The sequence below is a fragment of the Streptomyces sp. NPDC111606 genome, from assembly GCF_055656945.1.
The window spans coordinates 512,420-531,311 of record NZ_JBVKBY010000006.1; the positions used below are offsets into that span (position 1 = coordinate 512,420).

Genomic DNA, 18,892 nt, shown 5'->3' on the forward strand with positions numbered 1-18,892 from the left:
GGGTCACGCCGTGGCGGCGTCCGCTGCCGGGGGTGTCGGGGACAGGTGGGCGGCCAGCCACGTGGGCACACCGCCCAGGAGGCGGAAGAGGCGTCGCGCCTCCTCGCGCAGCCGCGTCGCTTCCGGTTCGGTCTCCGTGTCGGCCAGGGACGCCAGCGCGGGGGCGGTACCCACCAGGTAGCCCAGCTCCTCGCGGATGCGGAGAGATTCGGTGAACCCGTGCCGCGCCTCCGCCAACTCCCCCTCGCGCAGGGCGAGTCCGGCCAGGTGGCGCCAGGTGAACGACAGGAGGAGCGGGTCCGCATGGGCCGTCGCACCCGCATGTGCCCGGCGGTACGCGGCCCGGGCCGCCTGCGGCGAATGTGCGAGGTTCTCCGCCAGCAGACCGCGGCGGAAGTCCAGCAACGCCCTCCCCGCCACCCCCGGAGGGATCAGCGCCGCCGCCCGCCCCAGCGCGGCCCGCGCCTCGTCGGCCCGGTCGCGCACTGAGTGCAGCGTCGCCGCGTAGGCAAGTTGCCCGCGTTCACAAGCGGCAGCGCCCCGCTCGTCGTCACTGTGAGCGAGCGCCTCGGCCGTACGGAGTGCGTCCTCGGCCTCCTCCCAGCCCTGCTCGGTGTAGAGACAGCGCTCCACCAGCAACGCCGCCCGCTGGAGCGCGGCCTGCGCGGTGACCGGCTGTAGCAGCGCCGCCGCGTCCGCCCAGCAGGCGCGTGAGCGCAGCCGCCATACCGCGGTCTGGAGTGGATCGTCACCGGCGGTCGTTCCGTTACCAGACATGGCGGTATACGCCACCTCGCCCTCCCCGAGCACACCATTGAGCTGTTGAGTGGTGGCGGCATCTCAGCACGAATCCGCGCGCCCGGCCAAGAGGGTGGGTGAAGGATTTCACAAAGTCGTGGGACAGTGGCGGCACTTGGTGCCATCCGGCGGAGGGCCGGTGTGAGCTCAACTCATCCGCAATGCCAAGAAGAAATCCAGCTTGTCCTCCAGGCGGGAGAGGTCCCGACTCGTCAACTGCTCGATCCTGCCCACGCGGTAGCGCAGTGTGTTGACGTGCAGGTGGAGACGGGTCGCACAGCGGGTCCAGGAGCCGTCGCAGTCGAGGAAGGCCTCGAGGGTGGGAATCAGCTCCGCGCGGTGGCGGCGGTCGTAGTCGCGCAGCGGGTCGAGGAGGCGGGCCGTGAAGGCTCGGCGTACGTCGTCCGGGACGAACGGGAGCAGGAGGACGTGGGACGCCAGCTCCTGGTGGCCCGCCGCGCAGACCCTCCCGGGGCGCGCCGCCGCCACCCGGCGGGCGTGGCGGGCCTCCTCCAGGGCGCCGCGCAGACCCTCCGCCGAGTGCACCGCCGCGCTGACGCCGAGGGTGACCCGGCCGTCGTCGTCCAGGCCGGCGGAGAGCGGGTCGCGGACCGAGTCCAGGAGCGCGTCCGCGTGGATGCCCGCCTCCGAGCCGTCGTGCTCCGCGGAGACCGCCGGGAGGGGGACCAGGGCGATGGCCTCGTCGCCCGTGTGCGCCACCGCGATGCGGTCGGACGGCTCGGGGCCGGTCGCGAGCGGGTCGACCAGGATCTCCTCCAGGAGGGACTGGGCGGTCGGGCCGGCCTCGATGTCGCTGCCCTCCCATTCGACTCGGGCCACCACGACCTGCCAGTGCGGGGCGGCCCCCAGGCCCGGCAGCAGCACCGGTGCCGCGACCCGCAGGCGCGCGGCGATCTCGGCGGGCGCCGCACCCGTCTGGACCAGTTCGAGGACTTCCTGCGCGAGGCGGCGGCGGACCGTGCGTGCCGCGTCCCTGCGGTCCCGTTCCACCGCGATCAGCTGGGTGACGCCCTGGAGCAGGTCGAGCCGCTCCTCGGGCCAGTCGCTCGCATCCGCCTCCACGGCCAGCAGCCAGTCCGACAGGACCGTCTCGCGCACGTCCCGTGCCCCCTGCGCCGCGGAGCGACCGCTGCTGCGGATCGGGAAGAGGGAGTACAGGGTGGTGCCGAGGGTCATCCGGTGCGGTCCGCGGCGGCCCGTACGGGCGGCCGAGAGATGCTCCGCCGCCAGCCTCGCGCACACGTCGGCGGGCAGTGCCGGACCTCCGACCTTCGAGCCCGCGATGAGCCGCCCCGCCGGCGACAGCACCCAGGCCTGCAGGTCCAGGTCCGAGCCGAGCAGGTCGAGGACCACGTCCGGGCCGCCGCCCGCGGGGCCCGAGGTCATCATCCGGCGGTGCCGGTCCACCACGGCCGCGAGATCCCCGGCCCGCTCGCCGCTGACCTGCCGTACGACATGCTCGGTGATCGTCGCGAACGCCACCGACTCGTGCACCGCGAAGAGCGGCAGACGGTGACGGGCGCAGGCCAGCACCAGGTCGTCGGGGATGTCGCCGAGCTCGGCCTCACCGGCCCCCAGCGCCGCCACGCCGGCCTGGGCCAGGAGCCGGACGAAAGGCTCGGAATCCGCGGCGTTGCGACGCCACGCCAGTCCCGTGAGCACCAGCTCCCCGCCGGAGAGATAGCGGCTGGGGTCCCTGAGGTCGGTGGTCATCACACCGCGCACGGTGCGGTCCAGCTCGTCCTCGCCGCCGAGCAGCTTGAGGCCCAGCGCGTCGGTGTCCAGCAGTGCGCGCAGCCGCATTCTCGTCGCCGCCGTTCTTTGTCTCGAAATCTACGATGGATCTTGATGGTCTGTGGGTGGGGCCCGGTCGACGGGCCGATGAGCGGCGCCGGGGGCGGTGCTCGTCGTCTTTCGGACGGTGTCCCAGGTCACAAGCCTGTGCCCGGTGTTTCCAGAGAAAAACGCGGAGGTCACTGGTGACCCCCGTTCATACGAATCTACAAGATGCCCGCCCTGGCCAGCCAACTCCTTCATGGTTTCCGTGACTGACCGCGATGGAGCACGGCGCTGTGTACTGACGTCAATCCGCGTTAACAGCACATGAACGAGCCGGGCCCGCCGCACCTGATCTGGCTCAAACCGTACGACCCACGAGACGAAGAAGAGAGCCGGTCATGGACTTCCTTCGCCCCGCCAGCTGGGAGGAGGCGCTCGCCGCGAAGGCCGAGCACCCCACCGCTGTGCCGATTGCGGGTGGCACCGATGTGATGGTCGAGATCAACTTCGACCACCGCCGGCCCGAGTACCTCCTCGACCTGAACCGCATCGGCGACCTCACCGAGTGGGAGGTCGGCGAGGACAGCGTGCGGCTCGGCGCCTCCGTCCCGTACACCAAGATCATGGAGGAACTGCGCGCCGAGCTGCCCGGCCTCGCCCTTGCCTCGCACACGGTCGCCTCCCCGCAGATCCGCAACCGCGGCGGCGTCGGCGGCAACCTCGGTACCGCCTCCCCGGCCGGTGACGCCCACCCCGCCCTCCTCGCGGCAGGCGCCGAGGTCGAGGTCGAGTCGGCCGAGCGCGGCACGCGCCTCATCCCGATCGACGCGTTCTACACGGGCGTCAAGCGCAACGCGCTGGCCGCCGATGAGCTGATCCGGGCCGTGCACATCAAGAAGGCCGACGGGCCCCAGCAGTACTCCAAGGTCGGCACGCGCAACGCCATGGTCATCGCCGTGTGTGCCTTCGGGCTCGCGCTGCACCCCGAGACGCGGACCGTGCGTACCGGGATCGGCTCGGCCGCCCCGACACCCGTGCGGGCCAAGGCCGCCGAGGAATTCCTGAACGCGGCGCTCGAAGAGGGCGGCTTCTGGGACAACGGCAAGATCATCACCCCGTCGGTCGCCAAGCAGTTCGCGGAGCTGTGCTCCGGCGCCTGCAACCCGATCGATGACGTCCGGGGCACCGCGAGCTACCGCCGCCACGCGGTCGGAGTCATGGCCCGTCGCACGCTGACCTGGACCTGGGAGTCGTACCGCGGCACCGCCGCCCGCACGGAGGGAGTCGCCTGATGCGCGTCAACTTCACTGTCAATGGACGTCCGCAGGAAGCCGACGACGTGTGGGAGGGCGAGTCCCTGCTGTACGTGCTGCGGGAGCGGCTCGGTCTGCCCGGTTCCAAGAACGCCTGTGAGCAGGGCGAGTGCGGATCCTGCACGGTTCGCCTCGACGGCGTGCCGGTGTGTTCGTGTCTGGTCGCCGCCGGTCAGGTCGAGGGCCGTGAGGTCGTGACCGTCGAGGGGCTCGCCGACTTCGCCAAGCAGCGTGCCGAGCACGGTGGCTGCGCCACCGGTGCCTGCGGTACGTCGCTCCAGGACGCCCAGCAGTGGGCCGCCAAGGGGCAGGACTCGCAGACCGGTGAGGGCACCGAGCTCTCCCCGATCCAGCAGGCGTTCATCGACGCCGGCGCCGTCCAGTGCGGCTTCTGCACGCCGGGTCTGCTCGTCGCCGCCGACGAGATGCTGGAGAACAACCCGAACCCCAGCGACGCGGACATCCGCGAGGCGCTGTCGGGCAACCTGTGCCGGTGCACGGGCTACGAGAAGATCATGGACGCGGTCCGCCTCGCGGCCGCCCGGCAGGGAGAGGCGGTCTGAGCACATGCCCACCAACGGCGCTCCCACCAAGATCACCCAGGGTTCGCAGACCAAGGGCGGCATCGGTGAGTCGACGCTGCGCCCGGACGGCACCCTCAAGGTCACCGGCGAGTTCGCGTACTCGTCCGACATGTGGCACGAGGACATGCTCTGGGGGCAGATCCTCCGCTCGACCGTCGCGCACGCCGAGATCGTGTCCATCGACACCAGCGAGGCGCTGGCCATGGCGGGCGTCTACGCCGTCATGACCTACGACGACCTGCCGACCGAGGTGAAGAACTACGGCCTGGAGATCCAGGACACCCCGGTCCTCGCGCACGGCAAGGTACGCCACCACGGTGAGCCGGTCGCGATCGTCGCCGCCGACCACCCGGAGACGGCCCGCCGCGCCGCCGCCAAGATCAAGGTCGACTACCGCGAGCTGCCCGTCATCACCGACGAGGCCTCCGCGACCGCCCCGGACGCGATCCTCATCCACGAGGGCCGCGACGACCACCACATCGGTCACGTCCCGCACCCGAACATCGTGCACCGCCAGCCGATCTTCCGCGGTGACGCGGCTCAGGCCGCCGAGCAGGCCGACGTCGTCGTCAAGGGCGAGTACACCTTCGGCATGCAGGACCAGGCCTTCCTCGGCCCGGAGTCCGGCCTCGCCGTGCCGGACGAGGACGGCGGCGTCCACCTCTACATCGCCACCCAGTGGCTGCACAGCGACCTGAAGCAGATCGCCCCGGTCCTAGGCCTGCCCGAGCGCAAGGTGCGGATGACGCTGTCCGGCGTCGGCGGTGCCTTCGGTGGCCGCGAGGACCTGTCGATGCAGATCCACGCGTGCCTGCTGGCGATGCGGACCGGGAAGCCGGTCAAGATCGTCTACAACCGCTTCGAGTCCTTCTTCGGACACGTTCACCGTCACCCGGCCAAGCTCTACTACGAGCACGGCGCCACGAAGGACGGGAAGCTCACCCACGTCAAGTGCCGGATCGTGCTGGACGGCGGCGCGTACGCCTCCGCCTCACCGGCAGTCGTCGGCAACGCCTCGTCGCTGGCGATCGGCCCGTACGTGGTCGAGGACGTCGACATCGAGGCCATCGCCCTCTACACCAACAACCCGCCCTGCGGCGCCATGCGCGGCTTCGGCGCGGTCCAGGCGTGCTTCGCCTACGAGGCGCAGATGGACAAGGTGGCCAAGCAGCTGGGCATGGACCCGATCAAGTTCCGGCAGCTCAACGCCATGGAGCAGGGGACCATCATGCCGACCGGGCAGCCGGTCGACTCCCCGGCGCCGGTCGCCGAACTCCTGCGCCGCGTCAAGGCGATGCCCATGCCGCCGGAGCGCCAGTGGGAGTCCAGCGAGGGCGCGGACGTACGGCAGCTGCCGGGCGGTCTGTCCAACACCACGCACGGTGAAGGCGTCGTACGCGGTGTCGGCTACGCGGTCGGCATCAAGAATGTCGGCTTCTCCGAGGGCTTCGACGACTACTCCACCGCCAAGGTGCGCATGGAGGTCGTCGGCGGCGAGCCGGTGGCCACCGTGCACACCGCGATGGCTGAGGTCGGCCAGGGCGGTGTCACCGTTCACGCGCAGATCGCCCGCACCGAGCTGGGCGTCACCCAGGTGACGATCCACCCGGCGGACACACAGGTCGGCTCGGCGGGTTCGACCTCGGCCTCCCGGCAGACGTACGTCACCGGCGGCGCCGTCAAGAACTCCTGCGAGCTCGTTCGCGAGAAGGTCCTGGAGATCGGGCGCCGCAAGTTCGGCTCCTACCACCCCGCCTGGGCCACCGCCGAGCTGCTCCTCGAGGGCGGCAAGGTCGTCACCGACGGCGGCGAGGTCCTCGGCGACCTGGCGGACGTCCTGGAGGGCGAGGTCGTCGAGATCGAGGCCGAGTGGCGGCACCGTCCGACCGAGGCCTTCGACCTGCGCACCGGCCAGGGCAACGGCCACGTCCAGTACTCCTTCGCGGCGCACCGCGCCGTCGTCGAGGTGGACACCGAGCTCGGCCTGGTCAAGGTCATCGAGCTGGCCTGCGCCCAGGACGTCGGCAAGGCCCTCAACCCGCTGTCCGTCATCGGCCAGATCCAGGGCGGTACGACCCAGGGTCTCGGCGTGGCGGTCATGGAGGAGATCATCGTCGACCCCAAGACCGCGAAGGTCAGGAACCCCTCCTTCACGGACTACCTCATCCCCACGATCCTCGACACGCCGACCATCCCCGTCGATGTGCTCGAACTCGCCGACGACCACGCCCCGTACGGGCTGCGGGGCATCGGCGAGGCCCCCACCCTGTCGTCGACCCCGGCCGTCCTCGCGGCGATCCGGAACGCGACGGGGCTGGAGCTGAACCGCACGCCGGTACGGCCGGAACACCTCACCGGTACGGCGTAGGGATCAGCGAGGAATCCGCAAGGAATCCAGCAAGGCTCTCCGGGCGGCGCCGGGAACGTCACACTTCGCCGCGCCGTCCGGAGGAACCAAGTACCGCACCGCTCGCGGAACTTGACACACCAGCAGTACCAGCAGCACAGCACGTACCAGCACCACAGTTGCATCCTGTTCGTTCGTCTCGGGCCGTCCCCCGGGTCGTGCGGCCGAAGCACCTTCCCAAATCCCGCGCCACACGCGTGGTCGGTCGACCGTCAGGGCGGTCGATGCGGGTGCCCCTTTGAACCTTGGGAGTAGGCCCACATGACCCAGCAGTCACTGGAGCCGGCGACCACAGCCGACGACGCGGGAGAAGGCACCCGCGTCCCGGCCGGACGGTCCTGGCTCGACCGGTACTTCCACATATCCCACCGGGGATCCACGGTCGCGCGAGAGGTGCGCGGCGGCGTCACGACCTTCATGGCGATGGCGTACATCCTCCTGCTCAACCCGCTCATCCTGTCCGGCAAGGACGCGGCGGGGGACACGCTCGCCCAGAAGGCGCTGATCACCGCGACCGCGTTCGCGGCAGCCTTCACCACGCTTTTGATGGGCTTCTTCGGCAAGGTGCCGCTCGCCCTCGCCGCCGGCCTGTCCGTCTCCGGCGTGCTCGCCTCGCAGGTCGCCCCGCAGATGACCTGGCCGCAGGCCATGGGCATGTGCGTGATGTACGGCGTGGTCATCATGCTGCTGGTCGTCACCGGCCTGCGTGAGATGATCATGAACGCGATTCCGCTCGCGCTGAAGCACGCGATCACCATGGGCATCGGCCTGTTCGTCGCCCTGATCGGCTTCTACAAGGCCGGCTTCGTGCACCAGGGCGAGGCGACCCCGGTCACCCTCGGCCCCGCCGGCGAACTGGCCGGCTGGCCCGTGCTGCTCTTCGCGGTCACGCTGCTCGCCATCTTCATGCTCCAGGCGCGCGGCATCCCCGGCGCCATCCTGATCGGCATCGTCGGCGGCACCGTGCTCGCCGTCATCCTCAACGCCTTCGACGTCATCGACCCCAAGCAGTGGGCCAGCGGCGCTCCCGAACTGCACGGCACCGCGGTGTCCATGCCGGACTTCTCGATCTTCGGCAACGTCGAGTTCGGCGGCTGGGGCGAGGTCGGCGCGATGACCGTCGGCATGATCGTGTTCACGCTCGTGCTCGCCGGGTTCTTCGACGCGATGGCGACGATCATCGGCGTCGGCACCGAGGCCAAGCTCGCCGACGACAAGGGCCGGATGCCGGGCCTGTCCAAGGCGCTGTTCATCGACGGCGCCGGCGGCGCCATCGGCGGCGTGTCCGGCGCCTCGGGCCAGACGGTGTTCGTCGAGTCGGCGACCGGCGTGGGCGAGGGTGCCCGCACGGGTCTCTCCTCGATCGTCACCGGCCTGTTCTTCGCGGCCTGTCTGTTCTTCACCCCGCTCACCGCGATCGTGCCGGGCGAGGTGGCGGCGGCGGCCCTGGTGGTCATCGGCGCCATGATGATGATGAACGCACGGCACGTGGACTGGTCCGACCGGGCCACCGCGATCCCGGTGTTCCTCACCGTCGTGATCATGCCGTTCACCTACTCGATCACGGCCGGTGTCGCGGCCGGCGTCGTCTCGTACGTCGCCATCAAGATCGCTCAGGGCAAGGCGCGGGAGATCGGGGCGTTCATGTGGGCCCTGACAGGCATCTTCATCGTCTTTTTCGCCCTCAATCCCATTGAGAGCTGGATGGGCGTGCACTAGCCGGTGCGCCGGTCAGTGTGAACCGCCCTCCGCACAACCGCTGTCAAGGAGACCGAGAGATGTTGGACATCGCCGAGGAGTTGCACCGGTGGGTCGAGCAGGGACGCGACTTCGCCGTGGCCACCGTGGTGGCGGTCGGCGGCAGCGCGCCCCGCCAGCCCGGCGCCGCGCTCGCGGTGGACGCCGACGGCACGGCGATCGGCTCGGTCTCCGGCGGCTGTGTGGAGGGCGCGGTCTACGAGCTGTGCCAACAGGCGCTCGAGGACGGCCAGACCGTCCTGGAGCGCTTCGGCTACAGCGACGAGGACGCCTTCGCGGTCGGCCTGACCTGCGGAGGCATCATCGACATCCTGGTCACGCCGGTACGCGCCGGGGACCCGGCCCGCCCCGTGCTCGCGTCCGCGCTGCGGGCGGCCGCGAGCGGGGAGGCGGCGGCGGTCGCACGGATCGTGTCGGGGCCGGACGACCTCAAGGGCCGCGCGCTTCTCGTCGGCCCCGACGGCTCGTACGAGGGCGGCTTCGGCGCCCACCCCGAACTGGACCGTACGGTCGCGGCGGAGGCGGGTGCGTTCCTCGACTCGGGCCGCACCGGCACCCTGGAGATCGGCGAACAGGGCTCGCGCTGCGGCGCCCCGCTCACGGTGCTGGTCGAGTCCTCCGTCCCGGCGCCGCGGATGATCGTCTTCGGTGCGATCGACTTCGCGTCGGCGCTGGTGCGGATCGGCAAATTCCTGAACTACCGCGTGACCGTGTGCGACGCCCGCCCGGTCTTCGCGACGAAGGCCCGCTTCCCGGAGGCCGACGAGATCGTCACCGAGTGGCCGCACAAGTACCTGGAACGGACGTCCGTCGACGCCCGGACGGTCCTGTGCGTCCTCACCCACGACGCCAAGTTCGACGTACCCCTGCTCCAGCTCGCCCTGCGCCTGCCGGTGGCGTACGTCGGCGCGATGGGCTCCCGCCGCACCCACCTGGACCGCAACGAGCGGCTCAGGAAGGTCGGTGTGACCGAACTGGAGCTGACGCGGCTCAGGTCCCCCATCGGACTGGACCTCGGCGCCCGTACGCCGGAGGAGACGGCCCTGTCGATCGCCTCGGAGATCGTCGCCAACCGGCGGGGCGGCAGCGGCGTTTCCCTCACCGGCGCCCACACCCCGATCCACCACGACGCGACGTCGACGCCCGCGGGGCGGATCGGGTCGGTGGCGTGAGGGCCACCGCGTCGGTCGGCCACGGCCACCGCTGACCGCGAGGCCTAGCGAACCGGGCGCCTGCCGCCTCGCCGGATCTTCATTCCGACGTAGAGGACGTCGACGATCGCCACGAGCACCCCGATGACCAGCAGGTAGAACAGACCTTCGGCGAGCACTCCGATGAAGCCGAGCACCACCGCCACAAGAAGCAGGAACAAGAACAGAGCCACGGCCGCCTCCCGGATCGTCGTTGGCCGTCAGCGGCGCGCCAGCCGGCGCTCGCCGTCCGCACCGGGCTTGTACGCCAGGTCGTAGTGCGCAAAGACCGCCCCTTCGTCCCCGGCCGGCAGGACACCGTCCATGTCGATGGACGGCGCACCTTTGACCAGGTGCTTCGCATAGGCGACCTTCAGGTACCCAGGGCCGACCGTCGCTCCGGCGAGGGGGACGAACACCAGGCGGTGCCGAGTCGGCATGCCGACCGTGACGGTGGCGAAAGACGGCGCGTCGGTAGCGGTGTCCACATAGACCGACTCCAGTCTGCCGATCTTGCGTGCGCTGTCGTCGACCACATCGTGGCCGCGCCACTCTCGGATGTCACCGGCCTCGAACATCGCGATCCTCCACTCGTCGTCCCTTTCGGCCGCGTACCCCCTTTCGCCTTCTCTGCACGATGCGCGCGATGTGTCCGGCAGGGCAGCGACCAAGGCCGCAGTGCGTGATGCGGTCGGCCGGGGGCATACGCGAGAGACGGCACCATCGGTCGATTCCCCTTCGCCAAGGAGGCACATCGTGCTGGGCATCATCGCGGCGGTCCTGTTCTTCATCGCCTTTCTCATCAATGCGGCAGACATATCCACCAACGACGTCTTCACGTCGACCAACGTCATGCTGCTCGGGCTCACATGTCTCGCCCTGCATGTCGCGGGGATCGGCAGCGGCTGGGCGGCGCGAGGCCGCCGCCGCTGAGCACAACCCCCGCTGAGCGGAACCTCTCCAGCCCATTTACATCGATGTACACGCGGCTCTAACCTGACGCGGAATTTCACCTTCGAGGAAGGAAGAACGGTGCTGCTTCCGCGCATTCCGCATGCCTTCAGACGCCGTCGTGGCCCCTCCGTACGCCGGCCGGCCCGAGCGCTCCTGGTCGCCCTGACCGGCGCGCTCGGCCTGGCACTGGCCATGCCCGCCGGCGCCACCGCTTCCCCGCCGCCCGCCTCGCGTGCCGCGACGGACATCGCCCCCTCGGCGACAGGCACTCCGTTAAGGGACGGAACCGGCCTGTACCCGCGTGCCATCCGGCTGGCGCACAGCGGATCGGCCAACGGTCGCGTCCTCGCCGGTGTCGTGACCTTCGACGGCAACAACGGCATCGGCGCCATCCACGAGAGCACGGACTCCGGGGCGACCTTCCGCCAGGTCGGCGCAGTCGCCGACCCGGAGTCCGCGGCGGGCCAAGGTCTGTGCTGTTCCACGCTGTTCGAGCTGCCCCGGCAGGTCGGCGCGATGCCGGCCGGCACGCTGCTCTGGGCCGCCTCCGCGGGCCAGGACGAGTCGAACCGGCGTATGGCATTGCGGATCTGGCGCAGCAACGACATCGGGCGCACCTGGTCCCACCTGTCGTCCTGCGCCGTCGCCGAGGGCACGGGCGGCCTGTGGGAACCCGAGTTCTCCGTGGCGGCCGACGGAGCACTGGTCTGCCACTACGCGGACGAGACCGACGCGGCGCACAGCCAGAAGCTCGTCGCCGTACGCAGCTACGACGGGGTGAACTGGCAGGGTCGCCACAACACCGTGGCGAGCAACTGGGCACCCGACCGGCCGGGCATGCCGGTGGTGCGGAAGCTGCCCAACGGCACGTACTTCATGAGCTACGAGAGTGCAACCCGGGCGGTCAGTACCAGTGCGTCGTGCACTATCGGACGTCCGCCGACGGCTGGAACTGGGGAGATCCGGCCCACCTCGGCTTCCGTCCCGAGACCGCCGACGGCAGGTACTTCCGCGCCGCGCCGACCATCGCCTGGGCGCCCACACCGGGCGGCGGTTCCGACGGGCGCATCCTGCTGATCGGACAGCGCCTGCTCAACCGGGACGGCCCCCCGCCGCAGGCAGCGGGCGCACGATCCTCACCAACACGCAGAACGGCAGCGGACCGTGGTCCACGATGCCGTCTCCGGTGACCGTGCCGAATCCCGAAGTGAACTACTGCCAGAACTACAGTTCCCCGCTGCTGCCTTCGCCCGACGGCAGCAGGGTGCTGCAGATCGCGACCGACTTCGAGGGCACCGTCTGTCGCGCGTATTTCGCGAGCGGCAACATCACCTGAGGGTGTGTGCACCGCAGATGCCGCAGTGGCGGCTCCCCGTCGTGTGGCGGGGGGCCGCCACTTTCCTCTCCTGCTCTCGCTGTCAGGCCCGGTCGTCGTCCTGGTTCTCGATCGCTGCCGGGCGCAGCTGTGCGGCACGGATGCGGTCGACGTCCAGCTTGAGACCGCGGTCGAAGCGGTAGATGCCGTTCTGTTCCTGGAAGACGTCGGTCAACTGGGTGTAGCAGTAGCCGAACATGTCACGGTCGCTCAGCAGCACCTCGGTCAGGCCGCTGAAGCGGGCGTGGAACTCCTCCTCGTCGCGGACGCGTTCGCCGTAGCCCCAGGACTCGGTGCGGTCCTCGCCGGACTGGGCGGCGGCTGCCTCGGGGTCCCACCAGATGCCGCCGAACTCGCTGACGAAGTACGGCTGGCCGCCGTAGGGAAGGGAGTAAGGCGCCCCGCTCTCATGGGAGTTGACGAAGGGGTCGCCCTTGGCGAGCCCTGACATCAGCTGCCGGAAGGTCTCCGGGTCCTGCTCGTAGTGATGCGAGTCGTAGATGTCGGTCTCGGCGACGCGGTGGGCGTAGCCGGAGGCGTCGATCACCGGGCGGGTGGTGTCCATCGCCTTCGTGGCCAGGAACATCGCGCGGGTGACGTCGTCGAGCCGGGTGATGCGGTCGTGCAGCTTCTGGTACGTCTCGTTGAGCGGGCACCAGCCGATGATCGAGGGGTGGGAGTAGTCACGTTCGAGGGCCTCCAGCCACTGGGCGACGTACGAGGCGTCGGGCTGCTGGTTGTCGCCCGAGGAGCCGCCGACCTCGCAGCCCCAGTCGCCGAACTCGCCCCAGACCAGGTAGCCGAGGCGGTCGGCGTGGTGGAGGAAGCGCTCCTCGAACACCTTCTGGTGCAGCCGGGCCCCGTTGAACCCGGCCGCCATGGCCAGCTCGATGTCCCGGACCAGCGCCTCGTCGGTCGGCGCGGTCATCAGTCCGTCGGGGTACCAGCCCTGGTCGAGGACGAGGCGCTGGAAGACGGGGGAGCCGTTGAGTAGGACGGTCCTGCCGCTGAGTCCGACGGAGCGCAGTCCCGCGTAGCTCTCGGCGCTGTCGACCACCTCGCCCTTGGTGTCGAGGAGTTCGAGGCGCAGGTCGTACAGATGCGGGTCGTCCGGCCCCCAGTCACGGCGCCGGTCGTCGGGCACGGGCAGGTGCAGGCGCGGGGCCAGGTCCAGGTCGGCGCGGGCCTCGGCGCGGCTCACCTCGCCGTGGGCGTCGCTGAGGATGGCGCGTACCCGGTGGCCGGGGCGGTTGCCGGACAGTGGGAGTTCGAGGTGGAAGGCGGAGCCGGCGAGGTCGGGGGTGATGCGGGGGCGCCGCAGGTGCAGATCGGGGACGGGCTCCAGCCAGACGGTCTGCCAGATGCCGCTCACGCGGGTGTAGTTGCAGTCGTGGTTGGCGTACTGGATCGCCTGCTTGCCCCGGGCCTGCGGGCCGGACCTGGGGTCGCGGGCCCGGACCGTGATGACGACCTCCTCGCCCCCGCCCGCGATGTCGCCGAGGTCGGCGCTGAAGGGGGTGAAGCCGCCGCGGTGCCGGGCGACCTCGCGGCCGTCGGCCCACACGGTGGTGTCGTGGTCGACGGCGCCGAAGTGCAGCAGTACGCGGCGTCCGGCCCATTCGGCGGGCAGGGTGAGGGCGCGGCGGTACCAGACGGCCTCCAGGAAGTCGGTGTCGCCGATGCCGGACAGCTCGGACTCGGGCGGGAAGGGCACGAGGATCTCGTCGCGCAGCTCGCGGCCGAGCAGGCCGCGTTCGAGCCCGCTGTCCCCTCGGTCGGTCTCGAACTGCCAGGCGCCGTTCAGGTTGAGCCAGTCGCGCCGCACGAACTGCGGTCGCGGATACTCCGGGCGCGGTACGGAGGGGGTGGGCACACATGCTCCAGTCGATCGGGGGCCGGCAGGATGCGGCCGGCCTGTGAGTACGGCGAGGGGGTGGGGTCAGGAGCCGCCGAGGCCGGTGGTGGCCACGGAGTCGACGATGCGGCGCTGGAAGAAGAGGAACACCACGATCAGTGGCAGCGCGGCCAGCAGCGCGGACGCCATGGACTGGGCGTACTGGATGCCGAAGGCGTCCTTGACGGTGGCCAGGCCGACGGGGAGCGTCATCAGGTCCGGGTCGTTGGTGACGATGAACGGCCACATGAAGTTGTTCCACGCCCCGATGAAGACGAAGATCGCCACGGCAGCCACGATCGGCCGCGACAGCGGCAGCACGATCGACAGGAACACCCGGAACTCGGAGGCCCCGTCCATCCGGGCCGCGTCCTCCAGCTCCCGGGGGATGGCGTCGAAGAAGCGCTTGAGGATGAAGACCATCATGGGCGCGACGACCTGCGGCAGGATGACGGCCGCGTAGGTGTCCACCAGGTTGAAGAGCAGCATCTGCTCGAAGAGCGGTACGACGAGCAGCTGCGGCGGCACCAGGATCGCGGCGACGGTGACGGCGAGCAGGGTCCGGCGGCCGCGGAAGGTGCCGCGCGAGAACCCGTATGCGGCGAGCGTGGACACGACGACCGTGATCAGCGTGACCAGGCCGGCGATCAGGAAGCTGTTGAAGGCCCAGACGGTGACGTTCCCGCGCTCCAGGATCTGCTGATACGCCTCGGTCGTGAAAGCGCCCTTGATCGGGGACAGGCCGGGCGACGCGGCGTCCTGCTCGCTCTGCACCGAGGTGGCGACCGCCCAGACGAACGGCAGCAGCCAGACGGCGGCCAGGACGGCCAGCGCCGTGCCGGCCAGCGCGCGCGGCAGCCGGCCGTGGCCGAGGAGCAGGGACGATTCGGCAGCTGCCAAGGGGGGACGGCGCCGCGGGCGAAGGGGTGTTGCGGTGGCGGACACGGTCAGTCCTCCTGGCGGAAGAGACGCAGCTGCGCGAGCGAGACGACGATGACGAGGGCGAAGAAGAGGTAGGAGACGGCGGAGGCGTAACCGAGCCGGTAGCCGGTGAAGCCGACGTCGTAGACGTATTCCAGGACCGGCCGGGTCGAGGCGTTGGGGCCGCCCTTGGTGAGGATGTAGATCTGGTCGAACACCTTGAGCGAGGCCAGTACTTGGAGCATCGCGACGAGCACGGTGGTCCTGCGCAGCTGCGGCAGGGTGATGGACCACAGCCGCCGCCAGGCTCCGGCGCCGTCCAGCGCGGCGGCCTCGTAGTAGGTCGAGGGCAGGGACTGGAGCGCGGCGAGGTAGAGCAGGAAGTTGAAGCCGACCGTCCACCAGACGGTGAGGGCGGCGATCGACCACATCGCGACGGCTTCGTCGGAGAGCCAGCCGACGGGCTCCAAGCCGAGGGTGTCGAGGAACTGGTTCGCCAGGCCGAGCTCCGGCTGGTAGAGCCAGGTCCAGATGAGCGTCACCACGGTCACGGGCAGCAGGTAGGGAGCGAAGAAGGCCAGTCGCCACACCCATTGCCCGGCGAGGCCGCTGTGCACCAGCAGCGCCATGGCCAGCGCGATCAGGACCAGCGGAACACTGGAGATGGCGGTGAAGACGACCGTGTTGCCGAGGCTGCTCCAGACGTCCGGATCGCCGAACGCCTCGGTGTAGTTGTCGAAGCCGACGAACGCCGTGTCGCGCAGCGCGAGCGAGCTGTCGGTGAAGCTCATCCACAGCCCGTGCACGATGGGCCAGACCAGGAACAGGACGAAGACGAGCAGGAACGGCACGACGAAGACGAGGCCGGGGCCCTTCGCGGTCCGGCTGCCCTTGAAGCCGATACGGCGCAGGCCGCCGGGGCGGTCGCCGGCCGGGCCGGTCACGGCGTCGGTGCCCGGGGGTGCGGTGGTGGTCACGTGGGTCACTCCTTCTGCTCGTCAGGCCACCGGGTTGGGCTGCCGGAGCAGCGCGTCCGCCTCGCGGACCATCTGACGCACCGCCTTCTCGGCGGAGGTGTTGCCCAGCAGCGCCGACTGGAGCGGCTGGCACATCCGGTTCTGGAAGTTCGAAGCGGCCCCGGCGAACCAGTTCGGCGGATCGAGCACCGCCACCTCTCCCGCGTCCGCGTAGGAGGACTGCGGGTCGAGGGCGGCGTACTCCGGTTCCGCGATCACGGGCTGGTAGGCGGGGATGTGACCGGCGCTCGCCCAGGTGAGGCTCTGCTTGACCATCTCCGCGACGTACCGGTGGGCCCGGCGGCGGCGCGTCGGATCGGGGTTCTCCTGGTGCGGGAGGACGAAGCTGTGGCTGTCCGTGTAGACGGCCGGCGTGTCGAAGACCTGTGGGAAGGGGGCGGCGCCGAGCGGGATGCCGGACTTCTTCAGCGTGGGCAGCTCCCACTCGCCGAGCATGACCATGCCGCCGCGACCGCCGATGAAGCCGGCCATCGCGCCGTTGTAGTCCAGGTTGTTGGGGTTGGTACGGCCGTCGAAGAGCCGCTGCATGAAGTCGACGACGCGTACCGCGGCGTCGACGTCGATCTGCGGGGGCCCGCCGTCCGGCAGGGTGAAGGCGGCACCGGTCTGGGCATAGAGGGCTGCGAACTGCCGCCAGGTCTGGGCGGTGTCGGTGACATGCCCGAACAGGATGCCCTTCTGCCCGGTCGCCTCGGCGAGCGCCTTGCCGGCGTCGAGCAGGGCCTCCGGGGAGCCCATCGGCGCCAGTTCGCCCGAGGAGTCGAGGAGCCCCGCCTTGTCGGCGGCCTCCTTGTCGTAGAACACGATGAAGGGGTGGACGTCGAGCGGGATGGCGTAGACGGTCCTGTCGTGCTGCGTCCGCGACCAGACCGCCGGTGCGAAGTCCTTCTGGCTGACGCCGAATTCGGCGAGCAGGTCCAGGTCGAAGGGGTCGAGCAGGCCGCCGGGCGCATAGCCGGCCAGCCTGGAGAGGTGCATGATCGCCACGTCGGAGGCCCGGCCGCCGGCGGCCGACATGGCCAGCTTGGTGTAGTACGAGGGTCCCCAGTCGAGGATCGTGCGCTCCACCTCGAAGCCCTGCGGTCCCTCGGAGACGGCCTTGATCATGTCGTCCATCAGCATGCCGTCGCCGCCCTGGAACAGGTCCCAGACGCTCAGCGCGGAGGCGTCGGCGGCGGCCGGTGACGCGCAGCCGGACAGCGGGCCGGCGGCGAGCAGCGCGCCCGCGGCGGCCGTGCCGTGCCGCAGTAGGCGACGGCGGGTGGGACCAGGTGCCGCGCCGGGTGCGGGGGCTGGTGGTGAGGCAGAGAAGCGGGTGAACATCGCGGACCTTCCGACGGCCGGACACGCATGCCGGACCGACGGTGGAGCGCCCATGGCAAAGGGCGGTCCACCGCCAGGGTCAGGCGGGGGCGCACCGGTCGAGCCGATGCGATGGCTCGTTTTTACATCGATGTACATTGGCTGTAAAGAGCCAGGAGGCACGGCCGGAAATCGAGGGCCGAACGGGCCGGAAAGACGCGCTGCCGATCCGCGACCTGCCGGGACATAAACTCAGCAGCGCTGAGGGGCAGGGAGGTTCCGGTGGCACGACCCAGGATCAAGGACGTCGCGCGGCTCGCAGGCGTGTCGGAGAAGACGGTGTCCAACGTCATCAACGACTACACCCACGTCTCCGACCGCACCCGACGCGTCGTCCGCGATGCCATCGAGGAACTCGGCTACAAGGTGAACCTCGCCGGTCGCCACCTGCGCCAGGGCCGCACCGGCATCATCGCTCTCGTCGTTCCCGAACTCGACGTCCCGTACTTCGCGGAGCTCGCCCGGCACGTCATCCGCGAGGCCGAGCGGCGCTCCCTCACGGTTCTGATCCACCAGACGGGGGCGGATCGCGAGCACGAGCTGGCGGCACTGACCGGATTCGGCTCCAGCTTCGTCGACGGAGTCATCCTCAGCCCGCTCGCCCTCACCCCGGACGATCTGCGCGACCGCGCGGGCGCACCGCCCACCGTGCTGATCGGCGAACTGCTGGAGGAGGGCGCCGACCACGTCGCCATCGACAACGAACAGGCCGCGCGGGAGGCGACCAAGCACCTGCTCGGGCTCGGCCGCCGCTCCATCCTGGTCATCGGTGGACGCAGCGGCGCGGGCCTGGGCACGGCCGAGGCCCGCACCCGCGGCTACCATGCGGCGCTGGCGGAAGCGGGCATCGCCCACGACCCGGCCGCTCTCCTGCCCGTCGAGTCCTTCCGGATGCCGGACGGCGCCGAGGCCGTGGCCCGGGCGCTGAGCGAGGGCGCCCGCCCCGACGCACTGCTGTGCCTCAACGACCAACTGGCGCTGGGTGCCCTGCGCGCACTGCACGAGCACGGCATCCGGGTTCCCGAGGAGGTCGCCGTCGTCGGCTTCGACGACGTCGAGGCCGGACGCTTCAGCGTCCCCACCCTCAGCACCGTGGCCCCCGACAAGGCCGCGGTGGCCGAGGTCGCCGTCGAACTCCTGCAACACCGGATGGACGAGGCGACGGGGTCCGCCTCGCCGGACGCCGACTCGGCCGAGGTGCGGTCACCTCAGGACCTCGTGGTGGCGCATCGTCTGGTGCTGCGTGAAAGCACGGAGGGTTTCGTTGGGGTGCGGCCTTCGGGCTCTCGGCGGAAGTCGTCCTGAACCTTGACGGCGTGCTGACCGCGACCGCCGACGCCACGGCCCGCGGCTGAACACGCCCTATCCCCGCTATACGCGTCCGGGCACAATGAGCGCTGCTTCGCCTCCGCCCGGCGTCGCAGGCGACATCATGACGGCGCTCGGGCTCGCCTTCGAATCCCGCACGACACCAGCACCACGGCATGCAAGCCCGGCAC

At 70.4% G+C, this 18,892-nt stretch carries 17 protein-coding genes; 9 read left to right on the forward strand and 8 right to left on the reverse strand.

What is annotated here, in order from left to right; translation table 11 throughout:
* Positions 1 to 3: 3 nt before the first annotated feature.
* A complete protein-coding gene (locus ACZ7M7_RS23825; protein WP_383609354.1) occupies positions 4 to 792 on the reverse strand; it encodes a hypothetical protein in 789 nt (262 codons plus the stop codon).
* Positions 793 to 945: 153 nt separating this feature from the next.
* A complete protein-coding gene (locus ACZ7M7_RS23830) occupies positions 946 to 2,622 on the reverse strand; it encodes a PucR family transcriptional regulator (RefSeq protein WP_451172081.1) in 1,677 nt (558 codons plus the stop codon).
* A 374-nt stretch (positions 2,623 to 2,996) separates the two neighbouring features.
* Here ACZ7M7_RS23830 and ACZ7M7_RS23835 point away from each other — a divergent pair, with 374 nt between their 5' ends.
* From ACZ7M7_RS23835 to ACZ7M7_RS23855, 5 genes are all read left to right on the forward strand, one after another.
* Positions 2,997 to 3,890, forward strand: coding sequence for an FAD binding domain-containing protein (locus tag ACZ7M7_RS23835; protein ID WP_383609360.1), 894 nt, complete (start codon positions 2,997 to 2,999; stop codon positions 3,888 to 3,890).
* On the forward strand, positions 3,890 to 4,474 hold the full coding sequence (locus ACZ7M7_RS23840) for a (2Fe-2S)-binding protein (protein ID WP_328421739.1): 585 nt from the start codon (positions 3,890 to 3,892) through the stop codon (positions 4,472 to 4,474). The genes ACZ7M7_RS23835 and ACZ7M7_RS23840 overlap by 1 nt, the downstream gene beginning before the upstream one ends.
* A 4-nt stretch (positions 4,475 to 4,478) precedes the next feature.
* The gene (locus ACZ7M7_RS23845; RefSeq protein ID WP_383609363.1) at positions 4,479 to 6,863 is read left to right on the forward strand and encodes a xanthine dehydrogenase family protein molybdopterin-binding subunit; all 2,385 of its coding nucleotides are present in this window, start codon (positions 4,479 to 4,481) and stop codon (positions 6,861 to 6,863) included.
* A gap of 300 nt (positions 6,864 to 7,163) precedes the next feature.
* Complete coding sequence (locus ACZ7M7_RS23850; protein ID WP_383609366.1) at positions 7,164 to 8,621, forward strand: NCS2 family permease; 1,458 nt, start codon at positions 7,164 to 7,166, stop codon at positions 8,619 to 8,621.
* Positions 8,622 to 8,680: 59 nt separating this feature from the next.
* A complete protein-coding gene (locus ACZ7M7_RS23855) occupies positions 8,681 to 9,832 on the forward strand; it encodes an XdhC family protein (protein ID WP_472120080.1) in 1,152 nt (383 codons plus the stop codon).
* Between the two features lie 44 nt (positions 9,833 to 9,876).
* Here the strand turns inward: ACZ7M7_RS23855 and ACZ7M7_RS23860 are convergent, their stop codons facing one another.
* Positions 9,877 to 10,044 carry a hypothetical protein gene (locus ACZ7M7_RS23860; protein WP_383609371.1) on the reverse strand — a complete coding sequence of 56 codons (168 nt, stop codon included), beginning with the start codon at positions 10,042 to 10,044 and terminating at the stop codon, positions 9,877 to 9,879.
* A 27-nt stretch (positions 10,045 to 10,071) separates the two neighbouring features.
* On the reverse strand, positions 10,072 to 10,428 hold the full coding sequence (locus tag ACZ7M7_RS23865) for a PRC-barrel domain-containing protein (RefSeq protein ID WP_383609374.1): 357 nt from the start codon (positions 10,426 to 10,428) through the stop codon (positions 10,072 to 10,074).
* Positions 10,429 to 10,606: 178 nt separating this feature from the next.
* Here ACZ7M7_RS23865 and ACZ7M7_RS23870 point away from each other — a divergent pair, with 178 nt between their 5' ends.
* From ACZ7M7_RS23870 to ACZ7M7_RS23880, 3 genes are all read left to right on the forward strand, one after another.
* Positions 10,607 to 10,783, forward strand: a complete 177-nt coding sequence (locus ACZ7M7_RS23870) for a hypothetical protein (RefSeq protein WP_328421727.1) — start codon at positions 10,607 to 10,609, stop codon at positions 10,781 to 10,783.
* A 99-nt stretch (positions 10,784 to 10,882) separates the two neighbouring features.
* Positions 10,883 to 11,881 carry a sialidase family protein gene (locus ACZ7M7_RS23875; RefSeq protein ID WP_472120083.1) on the forward strand — a complete coding sequence of 333 codons (999 nt, stop codon included), beginning with the start codon at positions 10,883 to 10,885 and terminating at the stop codon, positions 11,879 to 11,881.
* 109 nt (positions 11,882 to 11,990) lie between these two features.
* On the forward strand, positions 11,991 to 12,140 hold the full coding sequence (locus tag ACZ7M7_RS23880) for a hypothetical protein (protein ID WP_472120085.1): 150 nt from the start codon (positions 11,991 to 11,993) through the stop codon (positions 12,138 to 12,140).
* A gap of 82 nt (positions 12,141 to 12,222) precedes the next feature.
* Here ACZ7M7_RS23880 and ACZ7M7_RS23885 read toward each other — a convergent pair whose 3' ends face one another.
* The 4 genes from ACZ7M7_RS23885 to ACZ7M7_RS23900 form a co-directional block, all read right to left on the reverse strand.
* Entirely contained in the window at positions 12,223 to 14,052 is a 1,830-nt protein-coding gene (locus tag ACZ7M7_RS23885) for a glycoside hydrolase family 2 protein (protein ID WP_472120087.1), read from the reverse strand.
* Positions 14,053 to 14,118: 66 nt separating this feature from the next.
* Complete coding sequence (locus tag ACZ7M7_RS23890; RefSeq protein ID WP_383609384.1) at positions 14,119 to 15,018, reverse strand: carbohydrate ABC transporter permease; 900 nt, start codon at positions 15,016 to 15,018, stop codon at positions 14,119 to 14,121.
* Between the two features lie 2 nt (positions 15,019 to 15,020).
* Positions 15,021 to 15,971 carry a carbohydrate ABC transporter permease gene (locus ACZ7M7_RS23895; RefSeq protein ID WP_472120090.1) on the reverse strand — a complete coding sequence of 317 codons (951 nt, stop codon included), beginning with the start codon at positions 15,969 to 15,971 and terminating at the stop codon, positions 15,021 to 15,023.
* Between the two features lie 21 nt (positions 15,972 to 15,992).
* On the reverse strand, positions 15,993 to 17,354 hold the full coding sequence (locus tag ACZ7M7_RS23900) for an extracellular solute-binding protein (RefSeq protein ID WP_472120092.1): 1,362 nt from the start codon (positions 17,352 to 17,354) through the stop codon (positions 15,993 to 15,995).
* A 261-nt stretch (positions 17,355 to 17,615) separates the two neighbouring features.
* Here ACZ7M7_RS23900 and ACZ7M7_RS23905 point away from each other — a divergent pair, with 261 nt between their 5' ends.
* Positions 17,616 to 18,698: a LacI family DNA-binding transcriptional regulator gene (locus ACZ7M7_RS23905; RefSeq protein ID WP_472120094.1), complete on the forward strand. Its 1,083-nt coding sequence runs from the start codon at positions 17,616 to 17,618 to the stop codon at positions 18,696 to 18,698.
* Positions 18,699 to 18,892: the final 194 nt, after the last annotated feature.